29 protein-coding genes are annotated in these 26,007 nt (G+C 65.7%); 19 read left to right on the top strand and 10 right to left on the bottom strand.

Annotation, left to right across the window (positions count from 1 at the left end; all coding sequences use genetic code 11):
• The first annotated feature begins 16 nt into the window (after positions 1–16).
• Positions 17–1,585: a dienelactone hydrolase family protein gene (locus FBX97_RS14395; protein WP_141832699.1), complete on the top strand. Its 1,569-nt coding sequence runs from the start codon at positions 17–19 to the stop codon at positions 1,583–1,585.
• 3 nt (positions 1,586–1,588) lie between these two features.
• Here FBX97_RS14395 and FBX97_RS14390 read toward each other — a convergent pair whose 3' ends face one another.
• Complete coding sequence (locus tag FBX97_RS14390) at positions 1,589–3,004, bottom strand: heavy metal sensor histidine kinase (protein ID WP_255517463.1); 1,416 nt, start codon at positions 3,002–3,004, stop codon at positions 1,589–1,591.
• Entirely contained in the window at positions 2,974–3,672 is a 699-nt protein-coding gene (locus FBX97_RS14385) for a heavy metal response regulator transcription factor (RefSeq protein ID WP_141832697.1), read from the bottom strand. Before FBX97_RS14385 ends, FBX97_RS14390 begins: the two co-directional genes overlap by 31 nt.
• 138 nt (positions 3,673–3,810) lie before the next feature.
• Here FBX97_RS14385 and FBX97_RS14380 point away from each other — a divergent pair, with 138 nt between their 5' ends.
• Both FBX97_RS14380 and uraH read left to right on the top strand, forming a co-directional pair.
• Complete coding sequence (locus FBX97_RS14380; RefSeq protein ID WP_141832695.1) at positions 3,811–4,302, top strand: heme-binding protein; 492 nt, start codon at positions 3,811–3,813, stop codon at positions 4,300–4,302.
• A gap of 25 nt (positions 4,303–4,327) precedes the next feature.
• Positions 4,328–4,738, top strand: a complete 411-nt coding sequence (uraH, locus tag FBX97_RS14375) for a hydroxyisourate hydrolase (protein WP_141832693.1) — start codon at positions 4,328–4,330, stop codon at positions 4,736–4,738.
• 7 nt (positions 4,739–4,745) lie between these two features.
• Here the strand turns inward: uraH and FBX97_RS14370 are convergent, their stop codons facing one another.
• The 3 genes from FBX97_RS14370 to FBX97_RS14360 all read right to left on the bottom strand — a co-directional run bounded on the left by FBX97_RS14370 (position 4,746) and on the right by FBX97_RS14360 (position 7,269).
• A complete protein-coding gene (locus FBX97_RS14370) occupies positions 4,746–6,107 on the bottom strand; it encodes a sorbosone dehydrogenase family protein (RefSeq protein WP_141832691.1) in 1,362 nt (453 codons plus the stop codon).
• Entirely contained in the window at positions 6,107–6,589 is a 483-nt protein-coding gene (locus tag FBX97_RS14365; RefSeq protein WP_141832689.1) for a DUF2231 domain-containing protein, read from the bottom strand. Before FBX97_RS14365 ends, FBX97_RS14370 begins: the two co-directional genes overlap by 1 nt.
• 179 nt (positions 6,590–6,768) lie before the next feature.
• Complete coding sequence (locus FBX97_RS14360) at positions 6,769–7,269, bottom strand: hypothetical protein (protein WP_141832687.1); 501 nt, start codon at positions 7,267–7,269, stop codon at positions 6,769–6,771.
• A gap of 279 nt (positions 7,270–7,548) precedes the next feature.
• Between FBX97_RS14360 and FBX97_RS14355 the strand changes: the two genes are divergently transcribed.
• From FBX97_RS14355 to FBX97_RS14335, 5 genes are all read left to right on the top strand, one after another.
• A complete protein-coding gene (locus tag FBX97_RS14355) occupies positions 7,549–7,914 on the top strand; it encodes a hypothetical protein (RefSeq protein WP_141832685.1) in 366 nt (121 codons plus the stop codon).
• A 215-nt stretch (positions 7,915–8,129) separates the two neighbouring features.
• On the top strand, positions 8,130–8,591 hold the full coding sequence (locus FBX97_RS14350; RefSeq protein ID WP_141832683.1) for a hypothetical protein: 462 nt from the start codon (positions 8,130–8,132) through the stop codon (positions 8,589–8,591).
• A gap of 104 nt (positions 8,592–8,695) precedes the next feature.
• Complete coding sequence (locus FBX97_RS14345) at positions 8,696–9,148, top strand: hypothetical protein (RefSeq protein ID WP_141832681.1); 453 nt, start codon at positions 8,696–8,698, stop codon at positions 9,146–9,148.
• A gap of 75 nt (positions 9,149–9,223) precedes the next feature.
• Positions 9,224–9,652, top strand: a complete 429-nt coding sequence (locus FBX97_RS14340) for a hypothetical protein (RefSeq protein WP_141832680.1) — start codon at positions 9,224–9,226, stop codon at positions 9,650–9,652.
• 44 nt (positions 9,653–9,696) lie between these two features.
• Positions 9,697–10,266, top strand: coding sequence for a hypothetical protein (locus tag FBX97_RS14335; protein WP_141832678.1), 570 nt, complete (start codon positions 9,697–9,699; stop codon positions 10,264–10,266).
• Positions 10,267–10,322: 56 nt separating this feature from the next.
• Here FBX97_RS14335 and FBX97_RS14330 read toward each other — a convergent pair whose 3' ends face one another.
• From FBX97_RS14330 to edd, 3 genes are read right to left on the bottom strand one after another with little or no spacing between them, the layout of a single operon-like run.
• Complete coding sequence (locus FBX97_RS14330) at positions 10,323–10,883, bottom strand: Rhs element Vgr protein (RefSeq protein ID WP_141832676.1); 561 nt, start codon at positions 10,881–10,883, stop codon at positions 10,323–10,325.
• A 7-nt stretch (positions 10,884–10,890) separates the two neighbouring features.
• A complete protein-coding gene (eda, locus tag FBX97_RS14325) occupies positions 10,891–11,514 on the bottom strand; it encodes a bifunctional 4-hydroxy-2-oxoglutarate aldolase/2-dehydro-3-deoxy-phosphogluconate aldolase (RefSeq protein ID WP_141832674.1) in 624 nt (207 codons plus the stop codon).
• A gap of 19 nt (positions 11,515–11,533) precedes the next feature.
• On the bottom strand, positions 11,534–13,453 hold the full coding sequence (gene edd / locus FBX97_RS14320; RefSeq protein ID WP_141832672.1) for a phosphogluconate dehydratase: 1,920 nt from the start codon (positions 13,451–13,453) through the stop codon (positions 11,534–11,536).
• Between the two features lie 315 nt (positions 13,454–13,768).
• Here edd and pgi point away from each other — a divergent pair, with 315 nt between their 5' ends.
• The 5 genes from pgi to FBX97_RS14295 all read left to right on the top strand — a co-directional run bounded on the left by pgi (position 13,769) and on the right by FBX97_RS14295 (position 19,368).
• Complete coding sequence (pgi, locus tag FBX97_RS14315) at positions 13,769–15,406, top strand: glucose-6-phosphate isomerase (protein ID WP_141832670.1); 1,638 nt, start codon at positions 13,769–13,771, stop codon at positions 15,404–15,406.
• Between the two features lie 28 nt (positions 15,407–15,434).
• Positions 15,435–16,331, top strand: coding sequence for an SMP-30/gluconolactonase/LRE family protein (locus tag FBX97_RS14310; protein ID WP_255517462.1), 897 nt, complete (start codon positions 15,435–15,437; stop codon positions 16,329–16,331).
• Positions 16,332–16,438: 107 nt separating this feature from the next.
• Entirely contained in the window at positions 16,439–16,837 is a 399-nt protein-coding gene (locus FBX97_RS14305; RefSeq protein WP_141832668.1) for a LysR substrate-binding domain-containing protein, read from the top strand.
• Positions 16,838–16,973: 136 nt separating this feature from the next.
• Positions 16,974–18,269, top strand: coding sequence for a C4-dicarboxylate transporter DctA (dctA, locus tag FBX97_RS14300; RefSeq protein ID WP_141832666.1), 1,296 nt, complete (start codon positions 16,974–16,976; stop codon positions 18,267–18,269).
• A 67-nt stretch (positions 18,270–18,336) separates the two neighbouring features.
• Positions 18,337–19,368, top strand: a complete 1,032-nt coding sequence (locus FBX97_RS14295; protein ID WP_141832664.1) for a porin — start codon at positions 18,337–18,339, stop codon at positions 19,366–19,368.
• On the opposite strand, the gene FBX97_RS14290 is transcribed toward FBX97_RS14295, so the two are convergent.
• On the bottom strand, positions 19,365–20,291 hold the full coding sequence (locus tag FBX97_RS14290; protein ID WP_141832662.1) for a LysR substrate-binding domain-containing protein: 927 nt from the start codon (positions 20,289–20,291) through the stop codon (positions 19,365–19,367). The two genes, FBX97_RS14295 and FBX97_RS14290, sit on opposite strands and share 4 nt — an antisense overlap.
• A gap of 136 nt (positions 20,292–20,427) precedes the next feature.
• Between FBX97_RS14290 and FBX97_RS14285 the strand changes: the two genes are divergently transcribed.
• The 3 genes from FBX97_RS14285 (at position 20,428) to FBX97_RS14275 (ending at position 23,836) form a co-directional block, all read left to right on the top strand.
• Positions 20,428–21,315, top strand: coding sequence for an amidohydrolase (locus FBX97_RS14285; protein WP_141832660.1), 888 nt, complete (start codon positions 20,428–20,430; stop codon positions 21,313–21,315).
• Positions 21,316–21,499: 184 nt separating this feature from the next.
• Positions 21,500–22,969: a glucose-6-phosphate dehydrogenase gene (gene zwf / locus FBX97_RS14280; RefSeq protein WP_141832658.1), complete on the top strand. Its 1,470-nt coding sequence runs from the start codon at positions 21,500–21,502 to the stop codon at positions 22,967–22,969.
• Between the two features lie 12 nt (positions 22,970–22,981).
• Positions 22,982–23,836 carry an SIS domain-containing protein gene (locus tag FBX97_RS14275; RefSeq protein ID WP_141832655.1) on the top strand — a complete coding sequence of 285 codons (855 nt, stop codon included), beginning with the start codon at positions 22,982–22,984 and terminating at the stop codon, positions 23,834–23,836.
• A 23-nt stretch (positions 23,837–23,859) separates the two neighbouring features.
• On the opposite strand, the gene FBX97_RS14270 is transcribed toward FBX97_RS14275, so the two are convergent.
• Positions 23,860–24,471 carry an NAD(P)-dependent oxidoreductase gene (locus FBX97_RS14270; RefSeq protein WP_141832653.1) on the bottom strand — a complete coding sequence of 204 codons (612 nt, stop codon included), beginning with the start codon at positions 24,469–24,471 and terminating at the stop codon, positions 23,860–23,862.
• Between the two features lie 144 nt (positions 24,472–24,615).
• Here FBX97_RS14270 and FBX97_RS14265 point away from each other — a divergent pair, with 144 nt between their 5' ends.
• Genes FBX97_RS14265 through fos form a run of 3 tightly spaced genes read left to right on the top strand, consistent with a single transcriptional unit; the run spans position 24,616 to position 25,990 of the window.
• A complete protein-coding gene (locus FBX97_RS14265) occupies positions 24,616–25,026 on the top strand; it encodes a helix-turn-helix domain-containing protein (protein ID WP_141832651.1) in 411 nt (136 codons plus the stop codon).
• 34 nt (positions 25,027–25,060) lie between these two features.
• On the top strand, positions 25,061–25,558 hold the full coding sequence (locus FBX97_RS14260) for a GAF domain-containing protein (RefSeq protein WP_141832649.1): 498 nt from the start codon (positions 25,061–25,063) through the stop codon (positions 25,556–25,558).
• 18 nt (positions 25,559–25,576) lie between these two features.
• Positions 25,577–25,990 (top strand): fosfomycin resistance glutathione transferase, encoded by a 414-nt coding sequence (fos, locus tag FBX97_RS14255; RefSeq protein ID WP_141832647.1) that lies wholly within the window; start codon positions 25,577–25,579, stop codon positions 25,988–25,990.
• Positions 25,991–26,007 lie beyond the last annotated feature (17 nt).

Here is a 26,007-nt window from a genome sequence, read left to right as displayed (position 1 = left end):
AACCGACACCGTCACCATGCTCCGCAACCCTCTTGCCCTGCTCCTGCTCACCGCTGCCGCCGCTGCCGCTGCTAGTGCCACTGCCAGCGATTTTCCGCTGGCGGCGCCGGCCGGCCCGAATGCCGTCGGGTTCCACGTCCGCCAGCAGTTCGACCGCGCCCGCGTCTACCAGCGCGCCCGCGACCCGGTGACGGCGCAGCCGGCCGCCGCCGAACGCGCCCGTCCGCTGCAGACCCTGGTCTGGTATCCGGCCGGCGCGGGCGGTGCGCCGATGCGCTACCGCGACTACGTCGCCACCGTGGCGACCGAAGAAAACTTCGGGCGCACGCAGGAAGAGGTACGGCGCGCCACCGATGGCCTGGTCGATGCCCTCACCCGCGGCGCCGACGGCGCCCGCATCGGGGCCGACCTGCGCCAGCCGGTGCGCGCCGTGCGCGACGCGGCGGAGCAAGCCGGCCGCTATCCGGTCGTGATCTACGCCCCCGGCAACAGCGCCTATGCGATCGACAATGCCGACCTGTGCGAATACCTGGCCAGCCAGGGCTACATCGTGATCGCCAGCGCCTCGCTCGGTCCGCGCTCGCACCGGATGACGGCCGACCTCGACGGCGCCGAAGCGCAGGCCGCCGACATCGCCTACCTGGTCGGCTACGCCCACACCCTGCCCCAGGCCGACACCCGCCATATCGGCGTCATCGGCCACGGCTGGGGCGGACTGGCGGGCGTGCTGGCGGCGGCGCGCGACGACCGCATCCGCGCGCTGGTCAGCCTGGACGGCACGCTGCGCGCTGCCTTCGACTACCTGAACGGCAGTCCGCGCGCGGCGCGCTACGTCACGCCGGAACGCCTCGGCATCCCGTTGTTGTACGTCAGCCGCCTGCAGAGCGCGGGACCGGGCGAGCAGGACGACCTCGGTGCCGGCGCCGACCTGCTGGCGCGCCTGCGCTATGCCGACGTCTACCTCGCCACCATCGATGCGAGCAGCCACACCGATTTCTCGTCGTGGTCGCTGCGCATGGCGCCGGACGCCGGGTTCAAGGGCCACGCGCGCGCACAGGTCGCCCGGGCCTATGGCGCCACCGCGCTGGCGATCGGGCGCTTCCTCGATGCGCGCCTGAAAGACGATCCCGGCGCCCGCCGCAGCCTGGAGGCCGACCTGGCCAGCGGCCGCACCCCGCCCGGCATGCTGTCCTTCGCCCTGCGCCGCGCCGCCGGTCCGGCGCCCACCATGGACACCCTCCTCGACCAAGTCGGCCAGCAAGGCTTCGGCCGCATCGCCGCCATCTACGACCGCCTGCACGCACAGAACCCGGAGCTGTCGCTGGATGCGCTGCAGCTGCGCGACTGGGGACTGAAACTGCTGCAGGCCGGCAGCCCGCGCGACGCCATCCAGGTGTTCGCACTGGGCGTGCACCTGTATCCGGAGCGCTTCGATTTCCTGTACGACGGGCTGGGCCAGGCCAACGAGGCGGCCGGCGAGCGCGAGGCGGCAGTCGCGCATTACCAGCATGCGCTGGAGCTGGAACCGGGCAACCTGCATGCGCGCGCCCGGCTGGAGGCGCTGGGCGCGGCACGCCAGGAATAAGGATCAGCGGTCGGGAAACGCCAGCGTGAAGCAAATCCGCTCGCCGTCGGCGTGCACGGCCGCGTTCCCGCCGTGCAGGTCCATGATCGCGCGCACGATCGACAGGCCAAGACCGGTCGAGCCCTGCGCGTCGCTGCGCGCGCTGTCGGCCCGGTAGAAGCGCTCGAACAAATGGGCAAGGTGCGCGGGCGCGACCGGCGCGCCGTCGTTGGCCACACTCAGCTCGGTGACACCGGCACCTTGCGATGCCCGCAACGCGATCGTGCTGCCGGCGTCGGCATGGCGTACCGCATTCGACAGCAGGTTGGCCAGGGCACGCCGCAGCAGCGCCGGGTCGGCCAGGACCGTGCCCTCGCCCGCGCACGTCACGCGCAGCCCGCGTTCCTCAGCCATGCTCTCGAAGAAATCGGCCATCCTGTGCAGTTCGTCCAGCGCGTCGCGCGGCTGGCGTGCCAGCACCACCTCGTCCTGGCCGGCACGCGCGAGAAACAGCATGCTGTCGATCATCCGCGCCAGCCGTTCGAGTTCCTCGATATTCGACGCGATCAGTTGCTCGTAATCCGCCGCCGTGCGCGTCTGCGCCAGCATGACCTGGCTCTGGCCGAGCAGGTTGGCGACCGGTGTGCGGAACTCGTGTGCCAGGTCGGCGGAAAACCCGGACAGGCGCGCATAGCCTTCCTGCAGCCGCGCCAGCATCTCGTTGAAGGCATCGATCAGCGGCCGCAATTCCGACGGCGCGCCCGCCAGGTCGAGCCGCTGTGCCAGCGTCCCGGGCCGCACCAGCGCCGCGTGTTCGGCCACCACGCGCAGCGGGCGCAAACCTCGCCGCAACACCAGCGCCGCCAGCAGGGCCGCCGCCAGGGCGCTGACCGCCGCGGCGGCGGCGATGCGTGCGCGGTAGCCGGCAAACATTGCGCTGCGCTCCCCGTAGACGCGCGCGACCACTACGGTCACCTGGCCGCCGTCCAGGCGCGCGCTGCCGGCCACCACGCGGCCCGGATCGCCGGCGCGGCTGGTCCAGCCGGCGATCGCCGCGCGCTGCGGCGCCGGCCCGGCGGACGGCGGCACCGGATAGCGTTCGCCGGCCGCATTGATGTCGGCCAGCACCGCGCCGTCGGCCGCCACGAAGCGCACCAGCGAGTTCTCCTGGCCGCTCATGGTGTCGCGGAAGAACTCGGGCCGGTCGTGCAGCAGTGCGGCCGCGCCGGGACGCCCGAGCAGGATCTGCACCTGGCGCAGCTTGCCCAGCAGCTGGATATCGTCGCGCCGCTCGATTTCGGCGACGAAGGCGCGGTACAGGTAGGTACCGAGGCCGGCCGCGGCCAGCGCCACCACCAGCACGAACATGACGCCGATGCGCAGCGCCAGCGAATTACGCAGGCGGCCCTTCACGCGGCCGCCGCCGGCTGCGCCTCGCACACGTAGCCCATGCCGCGCCGCGTGTGGATCAGCTTCGGCTCGAACGGATCGTCGATCTTGCGGCGCAGGCGGCGCACCGCGGCGTCGATCACGTTGGTGTCGCTGTCGAAATTCATGTCCCACACGTGCGACGCGATGAGCGAGCGTGACAGCACCTGCCCTTCGCGCTGCGCCAGCAGGTGCAGCAGGGCGAACTCCTGGGCCGTCAGCGGGATCGTGACGGCGCCACGGCGCACCCGGCGCCGGAACACGTCGATTTCCAGGTCGGCGATGCGGATCAGGGCATCCTCGCGCACCGGGCCGCGCCGCAGCAGGGTGCGGATGCGCGCCACCAGTTCGGCAAAGGCGAACGGTTTCACCAGGTAGTCGTCGGCGCCCAGTTCGAGGCCGCGCACACGGTCGTGTACTTCGTCGCGCGCGGTCAGGAACAGGACCGGCATCTGCGCGGTCGCCGGGTTGGCGCGCAGGGCTTCCAGCACCTGCCAGCCATCCATGCGCGGCAGCATGACGTCGAGCACGATCAGTTCGATCGCGTTGTCATCATCGAAGGCGATCGCCAGTCCGTCGCGTCCATTGCGCACCAGCCGGACCGCAAAACCCGATTCGGCCAGGCCGCGCTGCAGATAGTCGCCGGTCTTCGGCTCGTCTTCGATCACCAGGATGGGCATGGCAGGAACGTGGGCAAAGCAGCCATTCTAAGCCGGTTCCGGGCGGCCGGACATGACGGAATTATCATCTTGCCGTCAGCCGGGTGTCGGGTGGCGGGGGCCAGAATGGCGGCTTGAACCGTACCGACGAGGATGCCCATGTACAAACCCATCACGATCCTGCTGGCCGCGCTGGCAACGCTGCCGGCCGCCGCGCAGTTGCGCCAGCAGCCGGAATTGACGCTGGAGGGCGCCAATCGCCTGGCCGGCGGCGCCATCGATGCCTGCCGGCGCCAGGGACGCACCATCGTGGTTGCCGTGCTCGACCGCGGAGGCAACCTGGTGGCATTGCAGCGGGCCGATGGCGTCGGTCCGCACAATACCGAGGCCAGCCGGCGCAAAGCCTATACCGCCCTGTCGACCCGCACGGCCACGCTCGACCTGGCGCGCCGGATCCAGGCCGATACGGATGCGCGCAACCTGGCGACCCTGCCGGAACTGCTGCTGCTCGGTGGCGGCATCCCGCTGCTGGCGCACGGCCAGCCGGTCGGCGCCATCGGTGTGGCGGGCGGCGGCGGTGCGGCCAACGACCACGCCTGCGCGCTGTCCGCCATCGGCACCCTGCCGGAACTCGACCAGCCGGTCCACTGAACCTTATCGTCTCAAGGAGAACATCATGCAAGCCATCAAACCGCTCGTCCTCGCCTGCGCCCTCGCCGCCGGCGCCCCTGTCATGGCTGCGGCGCCGAATCCGCTGAGCGTCCACGTGCTGGACCTGCAAAGCGGCCAGCCGACACCCGGCATCCGGGTGCGGCTGGAGCAGCGGGCCGGCGAACAATGGCGCGAACTGGCTGCCGGCGTCACCAATGAACAGGGCCGCATCCCGGCGCTCTACCCGGAAGGCAAGACAGTGGCGGCGGGCGCCTACCGCATCGTGTTCGAGACCGGCGAACACTATGCGCGCAAGGGCCAGCCGACATTCTTCCCGCGCATTCCGGTCGAATTCACGATGGACGCGGCCACCGCCCACTACCATGTGCCCTTGCTGCTGAGCCCATTCGGCTATTCGACCTACCGCGGGAATTGAGGGCGCGTCAGTGCGCCGTCGCCGATGCGGCGGAAGCCATGGCCGCAGCTGGCGCCGCCGCGCTCACGCGCCACACGGTATTGCCGACATCGTCCGCCACCAGCAGCGCCCCGCTGCTGTCCAGCGCCAGCCCCACCGGCCGGCCCTTGGCATGGCCGCCGGTCAGGAATCCGGTCACGACGTCGATCGGCTTTCCGGCCGGCTTGCCGTTCTGGAAAGGCACGAACACGACCTTGTAGCCGCTCGGCGGATCGCGGTCCCAGGAGCCGTGCTCGCCGACGAAGGCGCCTTCGCGCATGTTGGCCGGCATCGGGCTGTCGGGGCGGTTGAAGACCAGGCCCAGCGAGGCCACGTGCGAGCCGAGCGCATAGTCGGGCACCAGCGCCCTGGCGACCAGGTCGGGACGCTGCGGCTTCACCCGCGGGTCGACGTGCTGGCCGTAGTAGCTGTACGGCCAGCCGTAGAAGCCGCCGTCGCGCACCGAGGTCAGGTAGTCCGGCACCAGGTCGGGACCGATCTCGTCGCGCTCGTTGACGACCACCCACATCGCCTTGCTGGTCGGCTCCCATTGCATCGAGTTCGGGTTGCGCAGGCCGCTGGCGAACACGCGGAAGGCGCCGCTGGCACGGTCCACTTCGAGGATGGCGGCGCGGTTCATCTCCGCTTCCATGCCGTTTTCCGTGATGTTGCTGTTCGAGCCGACGCCCACGTACAGCTTGCTGCCGTCGGGGCTGGCCAGCAGGCTCTTGGTCCAGTGGTGATTCAGCTTGCCGTCCGCGCCCGGCAAGTCCAGGACCTTGGTGCCCGGGGCACTGATCTTGGTGTCGCCCTCGTTGTAGGGATAGCGCATCAGCGCATCGGCGTTCGCCACGTACAGCTCGTTGCCGACCAGCGCCACGCCGAACGGCGATTTCAGGTTGTCGAGGAACACCGTCTGCTGCGCCGGCGCGCCACCGGCGGCGGGACGCACCAGCGTGATGCGGTTGCCGGCTTTCGCTGCCGAGCCGCCGTAGGCCTGGATCGGTCCCATGATGAGATCCTTGGGCCGCATCGCGGGCTGGCTGGGGCCGTTCGATTCGACGACCAGGATATCGCCGTTCGGCAGCGGATAGACGAAGCGCGGGTGCATCAGGCCGGTGGCCAGCGCGCTGATCTTCAGCGTGGCCGGCACCACCGGCATCTCGCCCTGCTTCCAGGAACCGGCCGGCGCCACTTTCATCGGCGGCAGCAGGTAGTTCTTGGCGGCCGGCAGGTCCGGGCCGTTGCCGTATTGCGAAGCCTGGCGCACCGGGTCGCCCTTGTCGCAGGCGGCCAGCGCACAGGCCGCCGCGATCAGCAGCACGCTGCTCTTGAGTACGGGGTGGATCATCACAGGACTCCGGTAGGGTTGGGGTGTTGCACGGCCTCGACCAGGTGCGGGCGCGGCCAGCCGAGCCAGGTCGCCAGCAGCATCAGGACCACGACGATGATCGACAGCGCCAGGCCTTGCGGCACCACGGCCACGTAACCGTCGCGGCTGTGCACGAAAGCGTTGACGATGGCCAGCGCCAGCGCCACCGCGCTGGCCAGCACGTGCAGCTTGGCGAAGCGCAGCGTGCGCACATGGCGGTGGCTGACCCAGGTGAGCAGGCCGGCGATGGCGGCGAAGGCGGCCACGATGCAGCCGGCCGTCAGCAGCCAGACCGAAAAGGTCTCCCACAGATAATTGGCACTGCGCCAGTAAGCGATGTCGGTGAGCAGCGTACCGACGAAACAGACGGCGGGAAATTGCACCAGCGTGGCATACACCGGCTGGCTGGCCAGCCCCAGGCGCGGCGCATCGAGGATGGTGGTGTGCGCGGGCTTATGCATGGCTTGCCCCCGCCGGGTCGTGGATAATCTTAGACATGTCTTGTCCGTTATGAATGTCAAAAGGACATTCATCGTAGTGCGCTGGACTGGACCGTCTCTGTGTTTGATTTCACTTAGTACGAAACGCCTGCCGGTTTTACTCAGTGTTAGGCTGCGTTACATACGGTTACATTAGGATCTCAATTGTTTGGCGCGCGGCAGCCTTGCAACTGCCGCCCTTCCCTGTCGCCCTGCTGGATCTGATGCACCGTCACGCTGCCCTCGCCCTGGCCGGCCAGGCAAAAGCGCCCGTCATAGGCCAGCGGCATGTTCCTGCCCTTCGCCGGCCGCGTCTCGATGTGTACGTAATACACCTTGCCCGGCGTCAGCGGCGCCGCCTGGGTATGCGGCAGCGAGGCGACGCGGCCGCCATACGGCACGCAGATGGCCCTGCTCAGCGGAAAGCTGCGCCCGGCCGGCAAGCTCATGCGCCACAGCGGGCGCGCCCCGTCGGACACCGTCAGCGCGCGGAACTCGGGCGTGCCCAGGCGCTCCTCGCGCGCGCCGATCGTGAAGCAGGGCCCGCCGCGCGGACCCTCGCGCACCTCGGCCTCGCCGGTGCGCGCAGCCGACGACGGCTTCAACGCGGCCAGCGCCGTCAAGGCCAGCAGGGTGCCGGGGATCAGCATACGGGTGTTCATGATTGCCTCAAGGAAAAACTACCGACAAGGCGAAATGCTACGGGGGCGCCGGGGGCGATCTTTTGAGATGGAACAATCAGGCGGATCGAAGCCGGGAACGGACGAGCTTGCGTGCCGGGCCATGCGGCAGATTGGCAACGTCGTGCGGAACGGAAGGCGCCATGCGGTTGGCGGTGAGCATTCACTTGCTTTTGTTGCAACGCGACGCATACACTGTGCCGAGCGCACATCAGTTGCATGCCGAGCAGTATTCACGCTGAACCAATTGGATAACTCAATATGCGGATCGATAGAGCGCGTGCCCTTGTCATTGCCGTGGTGATTGCGACGGCGGGCTACCTGGCCTGGACATCAGCGTCAAATGATGCCCACGCAGCACTGCTGGCACAATGGTCGCCCGAACGCGCGGCCGCCGAGGCCACTAAAGACATTCAAGCGGGCTCGATCAAGATTTACCTGCACGGATCCTTTACGGCTTACGAAGTCGGCGTCGAAAGGTCGCAGGCATCGCTGATTGCCGGCCTGCCACGCGAGGAAGCAGGCGTCGGCTGCGTCATCCCCTACATGGATGTATTCGAAGCGCAAAAAGACTATGCGACCCGTTACAACAAGGCGATTGTCGCCTACTTGAGCGGCAAGAAATAAGATGGTGTCGCTACTAATGAAGTCCGCCACAAAACAATAAAGTTTGCTACAGCAACTAAGGCCAGCCCTGCCCACCGGCAGCTTATCCAGGTAGTAACAGAGTCGTACACTGAGCCATATCGACCGTCGGCTATCGGCCAGAAGCGGGCACTTCGTCGGAAGCAAAACTTCCTACTTTGAGAAGAATTAGAAGCATTGGCAAGCGAGACACATGCATGCGCAAAAACTATCGTTATTTGGTCCTCATGTTGCTGGGTGCTGCAATCCTGTCCGCGTGCGATGTTCATTTCAAGGCTGGACATTTCGATGAAGATAAGCTTCGCGCATTGGCTGGAGTCGAAAAATTTCGCATGCTCTATGAAAAACAGGACTACGCGCATCTGTATGACTTGGGTTCTCCAGCAATGAAAGCGTCGATGCCGAAAGAGCAATTTATCTCAGCAGTCCAGACTGCGATTGCTCAACTTGGAAGGTACAAGTCGTCAGTTCTTGTCGGATCATCATGTTTTCCTAATGGCGTCCGGTTGGTCTACGACGCTGAATACGAGAAGGCAAAAGTTCGGGAGTTAATGACCTGGTCTGTATCTGACGATCAAGCCGAGTTAGTGGCCTACGAAGTTACATCAGATCGAGATGAATTTCACAAAGAGTCCCAAGTCGGTTGCCCAGTCCCATAGCAGAGAAGTCCGCGTCGGGTCGACAATTGCCGCACACTGAACGGCCGAGATCGGCCAAAAGCGGACTTCCCTCCATTGATTCTTTGCTGCTCTCACACATAAGAATGCCTCTTTCTGACATTCACATTTTCTACCAGCCGCCCTCACACGGCTGGCTAACTATTTCCATTTTGATTGATGGGCAGACTGTGGAGATTGATGCTTCGGCTGTCCCGAATAACCCTGTTGAGGACCTGCTCGTGGCATTGGATCTTGCTGCCAACGGTGTTCCTTCGAGCGTTTGGTGGCACTTGGAACCTGATGGCTATTTCATGTACTTCACGCCCAATGGCGAGGAGATTCAGTTTAAATTAGTGTTTGCCATAGAAAGCGACCGCGCTTGTGGCAGAGAAGTCGTAGAGACCCGAGGCAACGCTGCGCAAGTCCTTCTACCCTTCTGGCGCTTTGTTCGCGAATTTCAGTCACATGACTTTCAGGAACCGCACTGGCCGCTCACCGATTACAAACGTATTCTTGCCGTGAAAGACGATATTCGACTGTCGCGTGGGAAATCTTGAAGGTCGGAGGTCACTCGGTTGTAAGTCGCGGTCGAAGCTTGATCTGACAAATCCGATCCAACAATTCGTCCCCAAATGACTGAATTCGATATTACAACTTCTGCCGGCCGGGAACAGGCGCTGTCGCATATCCTTCCTGAGAGTGCAAAACAGCATCATGAGATGCTGAGGCAACTGTTTGTAGCTGAAATGGAGTATCGGCGACGCGACGACGACCATGACTATTTTGAAAACATCTATTGGTGTGCCTACCTGCTGTTCAAGGTCGGGGATCCCAGCGATTCAGAGGTCATGTGGAGAGCGAAGCACATCAACATGGACACGGGCTGCGGTTTTGACACAGAGAACTTGGTCGGTGCGGGTGTCGATGAGACAGTCACATACTTGGACAAACATGGTTTTCGGGATATTGCGCGCTACATCCTGTCCTGCACAGAGTTAAGAGACCGGTCCCACATCGAATCATGGACGTTGGATCGCCATCGATACTTTTATGGCGCGTAGGTGAATGTCAGCGTCGGGTCGGTTCCTGCCGGTAGTAACAGCCCATGACCTTTGCGGCCCGGCAAAATGCTACGCTGAGTCAAACGGCCGAGATGGGCCAGAAGAGGTCGCCCGACAAACGACGGTCTCACGAACTAAAGTTGAGTCAGGACTCCATGCGCCTTGTTCGCCGCTTTATCGTCGTCACGGCATGTGCCATGCTGGCGCTGCTGCTGGCACTGCCCTTGGTTCTATATTGGAAGGGCTTGAGTGACATCGATGGGCGCCCGCCTAAACCGCAACAGCTTGCCTCCCTAGAGCAACAGGCTCTCGTCTGGCGGCGAGCAGGTGGCCAAGGCAAACGCAATATCGAACCCATGAATCCGTATTCGTACATAGTGCGCATCTTCTCGGATTCGGCCTGCCTGGCATCGCCTGAAGAACGCTTGGCCTGGTCGTTTGCGTCCACCTACCTTCGCGAGCATCGACGACAGGCGGGGATGAGCGCATGGCATCTGTCTGGAGCTGCGCTGACGATCTGGCTGACGCGCAACTGGACGACGGAAGAGATTCTTTCCGCTGCAGCCGCCTCCGGTTGGTTTGCGAAGGACCGTCCCCGTAAGTGCTCACCATAACGCCTCGGACAACGCCGACGTTACCGAAGCCTGCGTGCCTGCAAGCTGCGGTAAGCTTATTCGTTCACGGATGGCCATCCCGCCAGCCGCCGTGCAGGTCCCTTCGGCAGGTTCGCCGGATCGCCCGTATTCGCGAGGAACCCGGCCAGCACCCGCTCATACAAATCGAGGCTGTGCGCATAGCGGCGCTGGCGCATCACGCGCGGCTTGTGCATGGTCTTCAACGCGAAATAATCGGCCAGCAGGTCGCCTTGCGCTTCCATGTTGTAGTCGGCCAGGGTGGCATCGTCGCGCAGGTCGTAGTGGTACGGAAGGCCGATGCGGAAGGCGCCGCGCAGCTTGACCGGGTAGCCGAGCTGGTGCTGCCAGACGTGCACCATCTCGTGCATGAACCAGTGAATGGTGACCGGGTCGCCCGCGGTGTAGTCGGGCAAAAAGCAGGAGTGATGAAAATAGATGCTGCCGTTCGGCGTCATCGCGCAATTCCTCGGCTGCAGGCCGAGCGGCAGGTAGGGCCGGTTGTGCACCCGGACCCTGGCGTAATCGATGGCGTCGCCGAACAGCAGCGACGCCATGGCGATTTCGCCTGGCGTGAGGCCACGCGCCAGGCGTTTCATGCGTTACTCAGGCTGCGCGCAGCGCAGCAGCCGAACGCGCCAGCTCGGTGATCAGGTCCCAGTCGCCGGCCTTCATCGCGTCCGCCGGGGTCAGCCAGGAGCCGCCCACGCAGGCCACGTTCTTGAGGGCCAGGAACTGCGGTGCAGTCTCGATCGAGATGCCGCCGGTCGGGCAGAAGGTGACGTCCGGCAGCGGTCCGCCGATCGCCTTCAGCATGCCGACGCCGCCCGCCGGCACCGCCGGGAACAGCTTCAGCTGCTTGAAGCCGGCTTCGCGCGCGACCATCACTTCGGACGGGGTCATGCAGCCCGGCAGCAGCGGCAGGCCGCTCGTCTTGGCGGCGTCGATCAGGGCCGGGGTCAGGCCCGGCGACACGCCGAACACCGCGCCGGCGTCGCGCGCCTGGGCGAATTCTTCCGGCTGGGTGAGCGTCCCGACGCCGACGATGGCGCCTTCGATCTGCGCCATGTCGCGGATCGCCTGCAGGCCGTGCTTGGTGCGCAGCGTCACTTCCAGCACGCGGATACCGCCCGCGACCAGGGCCTTGGCCAGCGGCACGGCGTGGTCCGGGTCGTCGATCGCGATGACCGGGATCACGCTCGCCGAGCGCATGATGTCAAGCAGGTTCATATTCGTACTCATTCAGGTCTCACTTGTTTTTACGGAACAGGAAATCTTCATCGGAACCCGGCATGATCTCGCCGGTGTCGGTGCCTTCGTGCAGGGGAACGGTGGTATCGCGCAGCGACGGCAGCGGGAAGTGGGCGGCGCCCTCTTCCGCGGCGCTGACCGACTTGCGGAACACGTCGAACAGCTCGCGGCCCATGCCGATGTGGCTCGAGCTGAGGTCGGCGGTCGCCATCTTGCGCGAAGCCCAGATATCTTCCGGCACCAGCGCTTCCAGCGTGCCCTGGGTGGCATCGACACGGATGATATCACCATCGCGCACCAGGCCGAGCGGACCGCCGGCCAGGATTTCCGGCGACACGTGGATCGCGGCCGGCACCTTGCCCGACGCGCCCGACATGCGGCCGTCGGTGACCATCGCCACGTGGTGGCCGGCATCCTGCAGGTTCGACAGCGCCGGGGTCAGCGCGTGCAGTTCCGGCATGCCGTTGGCGCGCGGGCCCTGGAAGCGGATCACGGCAACGAAGTCGCGGTTCAGCTGGCCGGCCTGGTAGGCGTGCATGAAGTCTTCCTGCGAATCGAAGGTCAGGGCCGGCGCTTCGACGATGTGGTGATCCTTCTTGACCGCCGAGATCTTCATCACGGCGCGGCCCAGGTTGCCCTGCACCAGGATCAGGCCGCCGTTGTCGCTGAACGGGTTGGTGTATTTGCGCAGCACCGCCTCGTCGCCGCTCTGTTCCGGCAGGTCTTTCCAGACCACGTTGTCGTTCTCGTCCAGGAACGGTTCCTTGCAGTGGTTGCGCAGGCCGTGGCCGAGGATGGTGTTGACGTCGTCGTGGGCGAAGCCGCCGTCCAGCAGTTCGCGGATGACGAAGGCCGGGCCGCCGGCAGCCTGGAAGTGGTTGACGTCGGCATCGCCGTTCGGATACACGCGGGCCAGCAGCGGCACCACCTTCGACAGCTCGTCGAAGTCGTTCCAGTCGATCACGATGCCGGCTGCGCGCGCGATGGCGATCAGGTGCATCGTGTGGTTGGTCGAGCCGCCGGTCGCGTGCAGCGAGGCGATGGCGTTGACGATCGATTTCTCGTCGACGATGTGGCCGATCGGCATGTAGTTGCCGCCCTGCTGGGAAATCTTGACCGCATGCTGGGCCGCGGCGCGGGTCAGCGCATCGCGCAGCGGGGTGCCCGGCGTGATGAAGGCGGCGTTCGGCAGGTGCAGGCCCATCATTTCCATCAGCATCTGGTTGCTGTTGGCGGTGCCGTAGAAGGTACAGGTGCCGGCGCTGTGGTAAGCCTGGGCTTCGCCTTCGAGCAGTTCTTCGCGCGTGGCCAAGCCCTTCGCGTAGCGCTGGCGCACCGCGGCCTTTTCCTTGTTCGAGATGCCGGTCGTCATCGGGCCGCCCGGCACGAAGATGCCCGGGATGTGGCCGAAGTGCAGCGCGCCGATCAGCAGGCCCGGCACGATCTTGTCGCAGATGCCGAGGTACAGGCTGGCGTCGAACATGTTGTGCGACAGCGCGATCGCGGTCGACATGGCGATGGTGTCGCGCGAGAACAGCGACAGTTCCATGCCCGGCTGGCCCTGGGTGATGCCGTCGCACATGGCGGGCACGCCGCCGGCGAACTGGGCCACTGCGCCGATCTCGCGCACGGCTTCCTTGATCACTTTCGGGAAATACTCGAACGGCTGGTGCGCCGAGAGCATGTCGTTGTACGACGAAACGATGGCCACCGACGGCTGCTTCTGCTCGCGCAGCTTGAGCTTGTCGTTGGCCGGGAAGGCGGCGAAACCGTGTGCCAGGTTCGTGCACGCCAGCGTACCGCGCTGCACGCCTTTCACGCGCGCGGCGTCAAGATGGGCGAGGTAGGCCCGGCGCGACGGACGGCTGCGCTCGATGATGCGCTGGGTCACCTTCTCTACTACGGGATGCACCATGATCGTTCCTTATGAATTAGATTTCTGAAATTTTACTACAAAATAGGATTGGGCGCATGCCGGGGCTGCATCTGGAGTTCCGTGATCTCGCGCGTGACACGTGGACGGGAGACCCCCGCCCACCCTACAGTTGAGCCAGCTCGACGTTGCCACGTTCCGGTAGGATGGGCGGCTCTGCCGTCCACGTGCTCCCGCAGCTCGGGCGCCGACTCATCGCCAAGAAATGACCGCTGAGCAGCGTGTTTATGTAGTGAATTTACGCCCGTTTCCTGTATTATTCGATAACCTGCACAAAATGACATCATACCGTCCATCACCATGCGCCAACCACCCTTGACCAGCTCCACCGCCTACCAGGCGCTCACCAACCACGCCGCCAAGGCCAAAGACTGGCAGATGCGCGATCTGTTCGCTGCCGATCCGCAACGCTTCGAGCGGTTCTCGAGCGAGGCCGCCGGGCTGTTCCTAGACTATTCAAAAAACCGTCTGGACGGGCGCACGCTTGAACTGCTGAAAGCGCTGGCACAGGAGCGCGGCGTCGAGCGCCTGCGCGATGCCATGTTCAATGGCGACAAGATCAACCTGACCGAAAACCGCGCGGTCCTGCACACCGCCCTGCGCGCCCCGCGCGACAAGGGGATCAGCGTCGACGGCCAGGATGTCAGCAAGGACGTGCACGACGTGCTGGCACGCGTAAAGACCTTCAGCGACGCCGTCCGCAGCGGCGATTGGAAAGGCCATACCGGCAAGGAAATCACCGACGTCATCAACGTCGGCATCGGCGGCTCCGACCTGGGTCCGAAGATGGTGTGCCTGGCGCTGCGCCAGTTCGCCCATCCGCGCCTGACCATGCATTTCGTGTCCAATGTCGACGGCCACGACATGGACGCCGCGCTGTCGCGCGTGAATCCGGAAACCACCCTGTTCATCATCGCCTCGAAGACCTTCACCACGGCCGAGACCATGATGAACGCGAACACGGCGCGCGCCTGGTTCCTGCAGCATGCCCCTGAAGAGGCGCTGGCCAGGCACTTCGTCGCGGTATCGACCAACGTCGAGGCCATCAAGACCTTCGGCATCGATCCGCAGAACATGTTCCCGTTCTGGGACTGGGTCGGCGGCCGCTACTCGGTGTGGTCGGCGATCGGCCTGCCGGTCGCGCTGTGCGTCGGCTTCGGCTACTTCAGCGACTTCCTGGCCGGCGCCCACGCCATGGACGAGCACTTCCGCAGCGCCCCGATCGAGCAGAACCTGCCGATGATCCTGGGCCTGGTCGGCTTCTGGAACCGCGAATTCCTGGACTGCGGCTCGGTCTCGATCGCGCCCTACCACCAGGACCTGAACCGCTTCCCGGCCTACCTGCAGCAGCTCGACATGGAAAGCAACGGCAAGCGCGTCACGCGCGCCGGCGACGCCATCGACTACGCGACCGGCCCGGTGATCTGGGGCGATGTCGGCACCAACGGCCAGCATGCCTACTTCCAGCTGCTGCACCAGGGCACCGACGTCACGCCGATGGATTTCATCGCCGCGCTGCGCCCGGCCCACGAGTTCCACAACCACCACGCGGCCCTGCTGGCCAACTGCTTCGCCCAGTCGGAAGCCTTCATGAAGGGCAAGACCATCGACGAGGTGCGCCAGGACCTGCAAGGCCTGGACGCGGCCGAGATCGAGCGCCTGGCACCGCATAAAACCTTCCCGGGCAACCGGCCGAGCAACACCATCCTGATGGAATACCTGACCCCGGCCACGCTGGGTGCGCTGATTGCGCTGTACGAGCACAAGGTGTTCGTGCAGGGTGCGCTGTGGGACGTGAACAGCTTCGACCAGTGGGGCGTCGAGCTGGGCAAGGTGCTGGCCAAGAAGATCGAGGCCGAACTGACGGGCGAGGCCCAGCCGGCCGGCCACGACAGCTCGACCAATGGCCTGATCGCGCGCGCCAAGGCCGCCGTTTGATAATGTACTGAGAATTCATACGCGATATATGAAGACCGAAAAAATCACGATCGTGCACGACACGCCGATGCAGGTCGGCGAATCCCCGGTATGGCATGCGGTGGAATCCGCGCTGTACTGGGTCGACATCGACGGCCGCACCGTGCACCGCCTGCATCCGGCCAGCGGCAAGCATTCGGCCTGGCAGATGCAGACCGAACCCTCGGCCCTCGCGGTCGACCTCGACAACAACCTGGTGGTCGCCACGCGCGCCGGCTTCGTCTACCTGGACACCACCAGCGGCGACATCGAAGACCTGGTGCCGGCGCCCTACGACACCAGCAAGGTGCGCTTCAACGACGGCCGCGTCGACCCGGCGGGCCGCTTCTGGGTCGGCACCATGTACGAGCCGCGCGACCAGGCGCTGGCCGAGATGTACGTGCTGGACAAGGGGGCACTGCGCCAGGCCTGGTCGGGCGGCATGACCAACTCCAACGGCCTGGCCTGGAGTCCGGACGGCCGCACCATGTACCACGCCGACACCACCACCCACCGCGTCGACTGCTACGACTACGACGTGGACAGCGGCACCCAATCGAACAAGCGCAACCTGGTCACCTTCGAGGCCGACAAGACCTCGGGCACCTACGGCGGCCGCCCGGACGGCGCGGCGATGGACAGCGAAGGCAACTACTGGGTCGCGATGTACGAAGGCGGCCGCCTGCTCAGGCTGTCGCCGAGCGGCGAGCTGCTGCAGCAGATCGACCTGCCGCTGCGCTGCCCGACGGCGGTCTGCTTCGGCGGCCCGGACCTGCGCACGCTGTTCGTGACCAGCGCCAGCAAGGGCCGCTCGAACGACGAGCTGGCGCAGTACCCGCACAGCGGCAAGGTGCTGGCGTTCGCGGTCGACGTGTCGGGCATCGAACAGCCGGAATACCGCGGCTGAACCAGCCCCCGCCGCCCGGCGGCGGATGCGCCCTGCAACAGCGGCGCGATATCGATCGCCGCGGCCATGGCGCGGTAGCCGGCATCGCATCGACATCGAACTGACTACTGCGCCCGGCGCGGCGTGCCCGCCCTGCCCGCCGACCTGAGCACGCACGACATCGTCCGCTTCGCGTGGACGCCGGTAACAGCATCGACCTGTTGCGTGGCGAGGAAAGGGTGCGGCTGGCCGTTGGCGGGCGCTTCCGCGCCAATAACGCGCTGGCGATACGCGAGGCGCTGGTGCTGGGCAGCGGCATCTGTCCCGACTGGCTGGTGCGCGACCTGCTGGACAGCGGCGCGCTGGTGCGGGTCTTGCCGGACTGGTCGGCGCCCTCCCAGGATTTATATCTGCTGATGCCCTCGCGCCGCTATCAACCCTTGCGCACCAGTATGTTTGTCGATTTTGCCGTGTCCCGGTTCGCTTCCTTGCCAAGCTTTGGCGGCGTCGGCAAGCCCAAGGCTTAGCTATTCAACTTCCACATATCAGCTAGTGAGCTATAAGCATTGTTTGTTTATCGCCCTGTGACAGAATTGCGCTAACGAATTGTCCAGCATGCCCAGCAACGGCTGCAGAGACGACAACAACCACAGGAGACAAGCAATGCTGACTAGCACGACAGGGGCCGCCGCGTCCGCACAGCCGGTGGCACGACGCTGGTACAAACAACTCTGGGTGCAGGTGCTGATTGCGATGGCGCTCGGCATCCTCATCGGCCACTTCTTTCCGGATGCGGGCACCAGGCTGCAGCCGCTGGGCGACGGCTTCATCAAGCTGATCCGCATGCTGATCGCGCCGATCATTTTCTGCACCGTGGTGCTCGGCATCGCCAAGATGGACGACATGGCGCGCGTCGGCCGCGTCGCCGTCAAGGGCCTGATCTACTTCGAAGTGATGACGACCATTGCCCTGGTCGTGGGCCTGGTCGTGGTCAATTTGTGGCAGCCCGGCGCCGGCATGAACGTGAATGCCTCCAATCTGGATACCGCGTCGGTGTCGAAGTATGTGGCGCAGAGCCACGAGACCGGGATGGTGCCGTTCATCATGAACATCATCCCGAACACCTTCGTCGGCTCGCTGTCGGAAGGCCATATCCTGCAAGTCCTCCTGATCTCGGTGCTGACCGGTTGCGCGCTGATGCGTTTCGGCGCCGTCGGCAAGCCGGTGATCGAGCTGCTGGACATCGTATCGAAGGTGTTCTTCGGCATGGTTGGCATCGTCATGTGGGCGGCGCCGATCGGCGCGTTCGGCGCGATCGCCTTCACGGTCGGCAAATACGGTGCCGGCGCCCTGCTTTCGCTCGGCAACCTGCTGGTGTGCTTCTACGTGACCTGCCTGATCTTCATCTTCGCCGTGCTCGGCCCGGTGTCGCGCCTGTGCGGCTTCAGCCTGTTCAAGCTGATGCGCTACCTGCGCGACGAAATCCTGGTCTGCCTCGCCACGACCTCGTCGGAGAGCGTGTTGCCGCGCATGCTGATCAAGATGGAGCAGCTCGGCTGCAAGCCGAGCGTGGTCGGCCTGATCATCCCGACCGGCTATTCCTTCAACCTGGACGGTACCTGCCTGTACCTGGCCAGCGTGACCATCTTCCTGGCCCAGGCCACCAATACCCCGCTCGACCTGACCCAGCAGATCGTGCTGCTCGGCGTCCTGCTGCTGACCTCCAAGGGTGCCGCGGGCGTGGCCGGCGCCGCCTTCGTGGTGCTGGCTGCGACCCTGTCGACGGTGGGTTCGATCCCGGTGGCCAGCGTGGCGCTGATCCTCGGTGTGCATCGCCTGCTGTCCGAAGGCCTGACGCCGACCAACCTGATCGGCAACGCGGTGGCGACCATCGTCATCTCGAAATGGGAAAAGGCGCTCGACACCGAGCAGATGCACCGCGTCCTCAACCGCGAATAACAGCCACCCGGCAGTGACCGAGGCGGCCTCGTGAGCGCCGCCTCTCATAAAAATACCAGGAGACTTCATGGGCAGCCCCATCCGCAAGGCCGCAGGGCAGGCTGTTGCCTGCGCATTCCTCTTCGGCGCCTTTTGCAGCGCCGCCGGCGCCGCCGACGTGCAACTCTACGGCATGATCGGCAGCTACGCCGGCAGCATCAAGCGCAGCGACAACGTCGAGCGCGCCACTGTCGTCGGCTCCGGCGGCCTGACCACGTCCTGGTGGGGCATCCGCGGCAGCGAAGACCTGGGCGACGGCACCAGGGCGATCTTCCAGCTCGAGCAGTTCTTCCAGCCCGACACCGGCGGCGCCGGCCGCAGCGCGGCCGATCCGGGCGGCTTTTCGCGCAGCGGCTGGGTCGGCATCGCCGGCCGCTACGGCCAGCTGACAATCGGCCGCCATACCTCCCCTTATTACGTGTCGATGCAGATGGTGAATCCGTTCGGCGCCTCGGTCGTGTTCTCGCCGCTGGTGGTGCAGAGCTACGTGGCGTCGTTCAGCAATACCGTGATCGGCGATACCGTCTGGAACAACGTGATCCAGTACGTCGCTCCGACCATCGGCGGCCTCAGCACGACCATCGTCTACGCACCGGGCGAAGTCGCGGGCAATGCCGGCGTCAACAACGCCGGCATCCACCTGCGCTACACCCGGGGCAAGCTGACTGCCGTGCTGTCGGCGCAGCGCGTGCGCACCGCCGCGGTGGCGCCGTCCACCGGCCAGCAAGCCTGGCTGGCGGGCGTGGCCTACGACGCCGGCTGGGCCAGGCTGTACGCATCGGCCCAGGCCACCGAGAATGCGGTCACCGACATCCGCTCGCGCACCTGGCAGCTGGGCAGCGCGGTGCCGGTCACCAGGACCGGTTCGATCCTGGTGTCGTGGGCCCGGACCACGGTCGACAACCCGGCGCTGCGCGTGGGCGACCACGACACCGCCGGCCTGGGCTACGACTATTACCTGTCGCGCCGCACCGATGTCTACGCCACTTACCTGTACGACCACATCGGCGGCAAGGCCAAGGGCAACAGCTACGCCCTCGGCATCCGCCACACCTTCTAGGGTGCAAGATAGCTGTCGATATGCCTGCGGCGCGCTTCGTACAGCGGCATGATCTCGCTCTCGAACATCGCCACCGCACGCGTGGCCAGGCGCGACATCGGATGCTGGTTGCCGGTGGCGATCGCCATGCGGCTGTGGATGCCGGGATCGCTGATGCGGGTGCAGCGGAAGCGCCGCTGCCCGGGATCGGCGTCGATCGCGTTCAGCGGCAGCACCGCGTGTCCGCAGCCCTCCTCGACCAGGTCCAGCAAGGCCGGCACGGCGTCGATTTCGAGGGCGATGTTGAGCTGGATGCCGCACTCGGCCGCATGCATCTCGACCAGCGTGCGGATCGCGTGCAGGCGCCCGGGAATGATCAGGGGATAGGCCGGCAAGTCCTTCAGGCGGATCTCGGCCGGCACGGCCGCATGGGCCCGGCTGATCAGGAACATCTCTTCGGTGAACAGGATGCGCTTGTCCACCAGCGGGGTCTCGCCGGTGTCGTACAGGATCGCGGCATCGATGCGGCCCATTGCCAGCCATTCCGCCAGGTAGGTCGACAAACCGTCCGATACCGTGATGTTCGCCTGCGGGAACTGCTTCTGGAAGCTGCGCACCAGCGCCAGCGTCGCGAAGCGCGCCACGCTCGGCACCAGACCGATCCTGAAGTGGCCGTCGAGCGTGCCCTGCAGGTTTTTCAACGCGTCTTTCGCCACGTCCACCTGGTGCAGGATGCCCTTGCTGTGTTCCAGCAAGACCTTGCCCGTTTCCGTCAGCACCACGCCGCGGCCATTGCGGCGCAGCAGGTTCTGGCGCAGGTCGACCTCGAGCTGGCGCACCAGCCGGCTCAGGGCCGGCTGCGGCTTGCCCAGGATCGCCGATGCGCGCGTAAAACTGCTCAGTTCGGCGACGTGGACGAACGCTTCGAGCTGATCGAGATTCATGGTCGGGTTATGCAAAAAGTGCATAGGAGCTAGTCAGGTATTGCCATTGTATCGATCAGGTGCGCTCGGCACAATCGGGACGTCGAGGCAGCTGGAGACGCTGCCGACGTCGATTTTCACCACCAGGACAACTACCATGAAATCTTGCCTGCTTCCCGATCCGCACCCGATCAAGCCCGCCCACCGCCTGCCGCCCGGCGCCTGCGATGCCCACTGCCACGTGTTCGGCCCGGCCGCCCTGTTTCCCTACGCGCCCGACCGCAGCTACACCCCGCCGGACGCGCCGGTGGAAGCGCTGCGCGCCTTGCACGACCGCCTCGGCATTGCGCGCGCGGTCATCGTCCACGCCAGCTGCCACGGCACCGACAACAGCGTCACGCTGGCCGCCATCAAGTCGAGCAAGGGCGCCTACCGCGGCGTCGCCAACGTGCGCGCCGACGTCACCGACGAGGAACTGGCCGACCTGCATGCCGGCGGCATCTGTGGCATCCGCTTCAATTTCGTGAAGCACCTCGGCGGCGTGCCGGACGTGTCGGTGATCGAGAACCTGGTCGAGCGCATCGCACCGCTGGGCTGGCACATCGTGCTGCACTTCGACGCCGAGAACATCCCCGAGCAGCAGGACCTGCTGCGCAAGATCACGGTCCCCTTCGTGATCGACCACATGGGCCGCGTGCGCGCCGAACAGGGCCTGGACCAGCGCCCGTTCCAGTTGCTGCTGCAACTGATGCGCGAGAATCCGCTGGCCTGGGTCAAGATCTGCGGCGCCGAACGCGTCTCCGCCGGCAAGCGCCCCTTCCTCGACGCCGTCCCCTTTGCCCGGGAACTGATCGCCACCGCGCCCGAGCGCCTGCTGTGGGGCACCGACTGGCCGCACCCGAACATTTCGAAGGACATGCCGAACGACGGCGAACTGGTCGACCTGTTCTACGCCTTCACCGCCGACGAGCGCATCCAGCAGCAGATCCTGGTCGACAACCCGGCCCGCCTGTACGGCTTCGCGCCGCTCGACGGCCTGCGCTGACCCCACCCCACCACGCAGGGCCGCCGGCCCTGTGTCAATTCCCCCGTAACGACGCGGCGCCCAGCCTTCCATGGATGTGGCACGATACGCTTCGTGCATGGGCGACTACGTAGTAAATTTTCTTGCGCAATCAATAATCGTGTAGTAAATTTACATTATCCGATTATCCCGAACTGCATCCACCATGGCTCTTTCCGATTTCGACCTCGTTTTCTTCGGCGGCAGCGGCGACCTCGCAATGCGCAAGCTGCTGCCCGCGATGTACGCCCGCGACGTGGCCAACGACCTGCCCGCGAGCGCGCGCATCATCTGCGTCGGCCGCGAGGACATGTCGCAAGAGCAGTTCCTGCGCATGGTCGAGACCAACTCGAAGCCGCACATCAAGGAAACGGTGGATGAAGCCGCGTGGCAGAGCTTCCTGCAGCGCATCACCTACGTCGAAGTCGACGCCGGCAACGTCAAGAGCTACAGCGCGCTGGTCGAGGCGCTGCGCGCCGACGACGCGCTGACCCGCGTGTACTACCTGGCCACGCCGCCGTCGCTGTTCGCGCGCATCTGCGAGAACCTGGCGAAGGTCGGCCTGGCCACGCCGAACTCGCGCGTGGTGCTGGAAAAGCCGCTGGGCCGCGACCTCGAATCGGCCAAGCAGATCAACCTGGACGTCGGCAAGGTCTTTTCCGAATCGCAGATCTACCGGATCGACCACTACCTGGGCAAGGAAACCGTGCAGAACCTGCTGGCCCTGCGCTTCGGTAACATCCTGTTCGAGCCGCTGTGGCGCCGCGAGTGGATCTCGGACGTGCAGATCACCATCGCCGAAAAGATCGGCGTCGGCAACCGCCTCGGCTACTACGACAACTCGGGCGCGCTGCGCGACATGCTGCAGAACCACCTGCTGCAGCTGCTGTGCATCGTCGCCATGGAACCGCCGGCCTCGATCGCGCCGGACGCCGTGCGCGACGCCAAGCTGCAGGTGCTGCGCTCGCTCAAGCGCTTCACCCCGACCACGCTGTCGCAGAACATCATCCGCGGCCAGTACCGCAGCGGCTACGTCGACGGCCAGCCGGTGCCGGGCTACCGTGACGAACCGGACGCGCCGAAACAGTCGAAGACCGAGACCTTCGTCGCCATGAAGGCCGAGATCGACACCTGGCGCTGGGCCGGCGTGCCCTTCTACCTGCGCACCGGCAAGCGCATGGCCGACCGCCTGGCCGAGATCGTGGTGCGCTTCAAGCAGATCCCGCACTCGATCTTCAACCAGCCGAATTCGAGCTTCCAGCCGAACAGCCTGGTGATCCGCCTGCAGCCGGACGAAGGCCTGTCGCTGAACCTGATGGCCAAGACCCCGGGCGATTCGATGCGCCTGAAGCAGGCCGAACTCGAACTCGACTTCCGCGAACAGTTCGGCGGTCCGCGCATGGAAGCCTATGAACGGCTGCTGCTGGACGTCCTGCGCGGCCAGCTGACGCTGTTCATGCGCGGCGACGAACTGGAAGCGGCCTGGGAGTGGGTCGAGCCGATCCTGGACCACTGGGAGCAGGACGACACCACGCCGGTGCCCTACACCTCCGGCACCTGGGGCCCGGCCGCATCGAGCGCGCTGATCGGCCGCGACGGCCTGCAGTGGCGCGAAGAAGCCCTGCCGGAAGATTAAAGAGAGACTGCCTTGCTGCTCGATTCGATCCGCACCCAGCTCGACTCGCTGTCCAAGTCCGAGCGCAAGGTCGCCCTTGCCGTGCTGGCCGCGCCCAGCGCCACGGTCAGCCAGAACATCACCGCGCTCGCCAAGAGCGCGCAGGTGTCGGAGCCGACCGTGGTGCGCTTTTGCCGCACGCTCGGCTACGAAGGCTGGCACGAGTTCAAGCTCAAGCTGGCGCAAGGCCTGGCGCTGGCCCTGCCCGGCACCAGCGAACAGCCGTCGCAGGACGACCTGGCGTCCGACCTGGTGAATAAAATCTGCAGCCGCTCGATCAACACCCTGCTCGACCTGCGCAACAACCTGAAACCGGAACTGATCCAGAAGGCGCTCGACATCCTGTCGCGCGCCAAGAAGATCGAGTTCTACGGCCAGGGCTCGTCCGGCTTCGTTGCCGCCGATGCCCAGCACAAGTTCTTCCGCTCGGGCGTGCCGACGGTGTCGTACACCGACCCGGCCATCCACGCGATCGCCGCCGCCCTGCTGCGCGAAGGCGATGCGCTGGTGGCGATCTCCCAGCGCGGCAACAACCCGGCGCTGGTGCGCTCGGCCAAGCTGGCGCGCCGCGGCGGCGCCGATGTCATCGTGCTGGCGCCCTCGGGCACCCAGCTGGCCGAGATGGCCACCGTGCTGATCCCGATCGACCTGGTGTTCGCGACCGACCCGTACACGCCGATCTCGGCGCGCCTGGCTTATCTGGTCGTGATCGACGTGCTGGCGGTCGGGCTGGCGCTGCAGCGCGGGCCGGAGTTCCGCAAGAAGATGCAGAATGCGCAGAAGGCCTTGCAGGAATTCGACATGCAGTTCGATTCGTTTATCGGCTGAAGGCGCAGCACGCGCCTCGCACCTCAGTAGCCGACCGTGAAGCGCTCGCGCACATGCGCAGGCCGTTCGATCTCGTCGGCCAGCGCAACCGCGAAGTCTTCATAGGAAATCGAGCTGCCCTGTTCGCCGACCAGCAGGTCGTCCTTGCCGAGGCGGAACTTGCCGGTACGCTCGCCGGGCACGAACAGCGCCGACGGCGACAGGAAGGTCCAGTCCAGGTCGCCCGCCTGGCGCAAGGCGTCCAGGAATGCCGCCCCGCCCGCCGCCTCGGGTTTGTAGGCGGCCGGGAAATCGGGCTGGTCGATGAGGCGCTGGCCCGACGCGACCAGCAGGCTGCCGGCACCGCCGACGACGAGGTAACGCTTGACGCCGGATGCGCGCACGGCGCCGATGAGGGTGGCGGGATCGCTGCCCACGAAGCGCAGCGCACTGATCACGGCGTCGTGGCCGGCCAGCAGGGTGGAGAGGCCAGCGCCGTCGGCGGCGTCGCCGCGCACGGCGGTGACGCCTGGCTGTGCCGGAATCTTGCCGGGATCGCGGGCAAGCGCGGTGATCTGGTGGCCGCGTGCGGCCAGTTCCTTGAGCAGGCGCGTGCCGACATTGCCGGAAGCACCGATGAGGGCGATATGTGCCATGATTCTCCTTTGGTCTGGAATCGGGAGCCGGTCCGGAAAATGGACCGTTCACCCATCGTATGCTAGGCTGCGCATGCGGCGCAAGAAGTCAGCGCCCCATGATCAGGTCAGCATGGCATGACCTTCAACCCACCGGAATGCCCCATGCAACCAGCCCCCATCCCCGCCGAGGACGACCCGATCGGCCATCCCTGCCCGATCAGGAACGTACTCGACCGTATTGGCGACCAGTGGAGCCTGCTCGTGCTCGATGCGCTCGACGGCAGGACGCGGCGCTTCAACGAGCTGATGCGCGACCTCGGCGACGTGTCGAAGCAGATGCTGTCGCAGACCCTGAAGCGGCTCGAGGAAGACGGCTTCGTGCGCCGCACCCTGTACCCGGAAGTGCCGCCGCGCGTCGAATACGACCTGACCCCGCTCGGGCAGTCCTTCATGGTGCCGATGAAGGCGCTGGTCGAGTGGGCGGATACCCACCATGCGCTGGTGCGCGGCGCGCGCCGGGCATACCGGTCGGCGCCCGCCGCCCGCGCTGCGCCGAATGCCGCGCTGCCTTAGAATACGGCCTTTCGACAAGTTCACGTTCAACGCCATGCACATCAATCCCGAACGCAGCACCCGCCCCGACTACGCCCTGCTGGTACGCCAGGTCACCAGCGTCCTCGAAGGCGAGCGCGACCTGACCGCGAACGCTTCGCAATTCTCGGCCCTGGTCTACGACACCCTCGCCGACCTGAACTGGGCCGGTTTCTACCTCACCGTGCCGAGCAAGAAGGGCGAAGGCCAGGACCTGCTGGTCGGCCCGTTCCAGGGCAAGCCGGCCTGCGCCCGCATCCCGTTCGGCCGCGGCGTGTGCGGCACCACCGCCGTCGAGCGTAAAACCGTGGTCGTGCCGGACGTGCACGCCTTCCCGGGCCACATCGCCTGCGATTCGGCCTCGAACTCGGAAATCGTGCTGCCGGTGATCAAGGACGGCAAGCTGGTCGGCGTGTTCGACATCGACAGCCCGAAGCTGGACCGTTTTTCGGATGAGGACAAGGCCGGCCTGGAAGCGATGATCGCGGCCTTCGTCGAGGCCACCGACTGCTGAGCGACAGGAGGCGCCGCCATGCTGACCGGATTGAATCACCTGACGCTGGCGGTCACCGACGTGGAACGCAGCGTCGCGTTCTACACCGACTTGCTGGGCTGCAAGCCGGCCACGGTCTGGGATGGCGGCGCCTACCTGACGCTGGGCGCACTCTGGATCTGCCTGTCGCTCGATCCGGCGCGCGCCGTCGTGCCGCCGCAGGCGGATTACACCCATTATGCCTTCACGATCGCCGAGCAGGACTTCGCCGCCTTCCGCGCGCGCCTGCTGCTTGAGGGCGTGATCGAGTGGCGCAAGAACCGCAGCGAAGGCGATTCCTTCTACTTCCTCGATCCGGACGGCCACCAGCTCGAAGCCCATGCCGGCGATTTACAAAGCCGGCTGGCCGCCTGCCGCCTGCAGCCCTACGCCGGCATGCGCTTCTTCGACTGAGCGCTTTCAGGGCATGC

Origin of the sequence: Herbaspirillum sp. SJZ107 (genome assembly GCF_006715485.1) — a bacterium.
Lineage (GTDB): Bacteria > Pseudomonadota > Gammaproteobacteria > Burkholderiales > Burkholderiaceae_D > Telluria.
The sequence above is the reverse complement of the archived record's forward strand: the minus strand, read 5'-3'. Positions and strand labels throughout refer to the sequence as shown.

Bases quoted from the DNA above. Each gene is read 5' to 3' on its own strand.
- FBX97_RS14360 (WP_141832687.1), bottom strand. From the start codon at position 7,269: ATGAACACCCGTATGCTGATCCCCGGCACCCTGCTGGCCTTGACGGCG.
- uraH (WP_141832693.1), top strand. From the start codon at position 4,328: ATGCAAGCCATCAAACCGCTCGTCCTCGCCTGCGCCCTCGCCGCCGGC.
- FBX97_RS14355 (WP_141832685.1), top strand. From the start codon at position 7,549: ATGCGGATCGATAGAGCGCGTGCCCTTGTCATTGCCGTGGTGATTGCG.
- FBX97_RS14310 (WP_255517462.1), top strand. From the start codon at position 15,435: ATGAAGACCGAAAAAATCACGATCGTGCACGACACGCCGATGCAGGTC.
- FBX97_RS14295 (WP_141832664.1), top strand. From the start codon at position 18,337: ATGGGCAGCCCCATCCGCAAGGCCGCAGGGCAGGCTGTTGCCTGCGCA.
- FBX97_RS14380 (WP_141832695.1), top strand. From the start codon at position 3,811: ATGTACAAACCCATCACGATCCTGCTGGCCGCGCTGGCAACGCTGCCG.
- FBX97_RS14350 (WP_141832683.1), top strand. From the start codon at position 8,130: ATGCGCAAAAACTATCGTTATTTGGTCCTCATGTTGCTGGGTGCTGCA.
- fos (WP_141832647.1), top strand. From the start codon at position 25,577: ATGCTGACCGGATTGAATCACCTGACGCTGGCGGTCACCGACGTGGAA.
- FBX97_RS14370 (WP_141832691.1), bottom strand. From the start codon at position 6,107: ATGATCCACCCCGTACTCAAGAGCAGCGTGCTGCTGATCGCGGCGGCC.
- FBX97_RS14290 (WP_141832662.1), bottom strand. From the start codon at position 20,291: ATGAATCTCGATCAGCTCGAAGCGTTCGTCCACGTCGCCGAACTGAGC.
- FBX97_RS14330 (WP_141832676.1), bottom strand. From the start codon at position 10,883: ATGAAACGCCTGGCGCGTGGCCTCACGCCAGGCGAAATCGCCATGGCG.
- FBX97_RS14265 (WP_141832651.1), top strand. From the start codon at position 24,616: ATGCAACCAGCCCCCATCCCCGCCGAGGACGACCCGATCGGCCATCCC.
- FBX97_RS14340 (WP_141832680.1), top strand. From the start codon at position 9,224: ATGACTGAATTCGATATTACAACTTCTGCCGGCCGGGAACAGGCGCTG.
- FBX97_RS14385 (WP_141832697.1), bottom strand. From the start codon at position 3,672: ATGCCCATCCTGGTGATCGAAGACGAGCCGAAGACCGGCGACTATCTG.
- FBX97_RS14335 (WP_141832678.1), top strand. From the start codon at position 9,697: ATGACCTTTGCGGCCCGGCAAAATGCTACGCTGAGTCAAACGGCCGAG.
- zwf (WP_141832658.1), top strand. From the start codon at position 21,500: ATGGCTCTTTCCGATTTCGACCTCGTTTTCTTCGGCGGCAGCGGCGAC.
- eda (WP_141832674.1), bottom strand. From the start codon at position 11,514: ATGAACCTGCTTGACATCATGCGCTCGGCGAGCGTGATCCCGGTCATC.
- FBX97_RS14345 (WP_141832681.1), top strand. From the start codon at position 8,696: ATGCCTCTTTCTGACATTCACATTTTCTACCAGCCGCCCTCACACGGC.
- pgi (WP_141832670.1), top strand. From the start codon at position 13,769: ATGCGCCAACCACCCTTGACCAGCTCCACCGCCTACCAGGCGCTCACC.
- FBX97_RS14260 (WP_141832649.1), top strand. From the start codon at position 25,061: ATGCACATCAATCCCGAACGCAGCACCCGCCCCGACTACGCCCTGCTG.
- FBX97_RS14270 (WP_141832653.1), bottom strand. From the start codon at position 24,471: ATGGCACATATCGCCCTCATCGGTGCTTCCGGCAATGTCGGCACGCGC.
- FBX97_RS14285 (WP_141832660.1), top strand. From the start codon at position 20,428: ATGAAATCTTGCCTGCTTCCCGATCCGCACCCGATCAAGCCCGCCCAC.
- dctA (WP_141832666.1), top strand. From the start codon at position 16,974: ATGCTGACTAGCACGACAGGGGCCGCCGCGTCCGCACAGCCGGTGGCA.
- FBX97_RS14395 (WP_141832699.1), top strand. From the start codon at position 17: ATGCTCCGCAACCCTCTTGCCCTGCTCCTGCTCACCGCTGCCGCCGCT.
- FBX97_RS14365 (WP_141832689.1), bottom strand. From the start codon at position 6,589: ATGCATAAGCCCGCGCACACCACCATCCTCGATGCGCCGCGCCTGGGG.